The organism is Dickeya chrysanthemi NCPPB 402 (assembly GCF_000406105.1).
Taxonomy (GTDB): Bacteria; Pseudomonadota; Gammaproteobacteria; order Enterobacterales; family Enterobacteriaceae; genus Dickeya; species Dickeya chrysanthemi.
The window spans coordinates 1-1,167 of sequence record NZ_AOOA01000061.1 but is presented as its reverse complement, the minus strand read 5'-3'; the positions used below and the strand labels follow the sequence as shown (position 1 = coordinate 1,167).

2 protein-coding genes are annotated in these 1,167 nt (G+C 28.8%); both read left to right on the top strand.

Annotation, left to right across the window (positions count from 1 at the left end; all coding sequences use genetic code 11):
* Positions 1–91 precede the first annotated feature (91 nt).
* Positions 92–592: a hypothetical protein gene (locus DCH402_RS22785; RefSeq protein ID WP_200864837.1), complete on the top strand. Its 501-nt coding sequence runs from the start codon at positions 92–94 to the stop codon at positions 590–592.
* A partial coding sequence (locus tag DCH402_RS22780) for a DUF6716 putative glycosyltransferase (RefSeq protein WP_324607064.1) occupies positions 592–1,167 on the top strand: 576 nt, incomplete at its 3' end. The genes DCH402_RS22785 and DCH402_RS22780, both read left to right, overlap by 1 nt.

The window sequence follows — 1,167 nt, the reverse complement described above, 5'->3', positions numbered from 1 at the left end:
TAACTTAATATCTAATATTTAAAATACAATGAATAAAAACGAGTCCTATTAATTGCTAGTTATGATTCTTTTTTGAATACTGGATATGCTGTTGCAAAAGAAATTAACTATTCAACAATCGATATTTATATCCACCAAACAAAAAAATATTCTTTCGGAATCACAATTAAGTTTAAATGGGCTTTCTTTAAAAGAAATCAATTTTTTTCATATTGATGATTATTTCGACAAATTAATGTACCAGAATTATGATATTGTTATTCTATCATTAGGTAATGGTTTACTGACGCGTTTTTTTCGGAATAGTAGCAAACTTAATTTAACATTACCTATAGTAATTACTCTATTTCCAGGGGTAATTTTTGGTGATTCAGAAAGTATTATAACTAGGTTAGGTGCTAATATTTTATTGTTCAATAATTATTATGATTACCAAATAGGCAATAAGTTCAAAGAACGTTACAACTTATCGTGTACAAATATTTTATATGGTTATCCTATCCTACGAAAAAAACACCATTGCTCTGATGGCAATAAAGTTTATTTCATTGATCAAGTAAAAATTCCAGATGGAAAAAAGAAAGATTATTAATTCTAAAAAAATTAATAGCACTGGCTAATCGCTATCCACATAAAGATTTAGTACTATTATTACGTGTCCATCAAAATGATATCACAGTACATGAAGATAAATACTCTTATGCTGAATTAGCAAAAAATATGAAATTGCCTGATAATTTTAAAATAGAGAGAAAACGGACACAAGATGCCTTACAAGAAATGGGATATTGTTTATCATTCTCTTCAACAATGTTATTTGAAGCTGAAAGCTGCGGAATTCCTATTGGTGTCATTAGTGATTTAGGGGTTGACAAGAAATATGCCAATACACATTTCAAAGATAGTGGTGTTTTGGTTAATTTAGATACGGTAGACTTGGACTCTCCAAATACCATTAATCCAACTTGGGCTGAACTATATACTAATCCAGATAGCCTCTCTTCAAAAGAGTTTAACCAATTATTAGAGGTTACTTCTACTCAACCACCTAGTTTTGATAATTATTTTATTGCAGTTAATGACGTTCAGCCTGTATCTATGGTTCTGTTACGTAATTTAAAAAGCTTATATATCATCCTAAGCAATTCTTTGTTGATTCAAAACTAT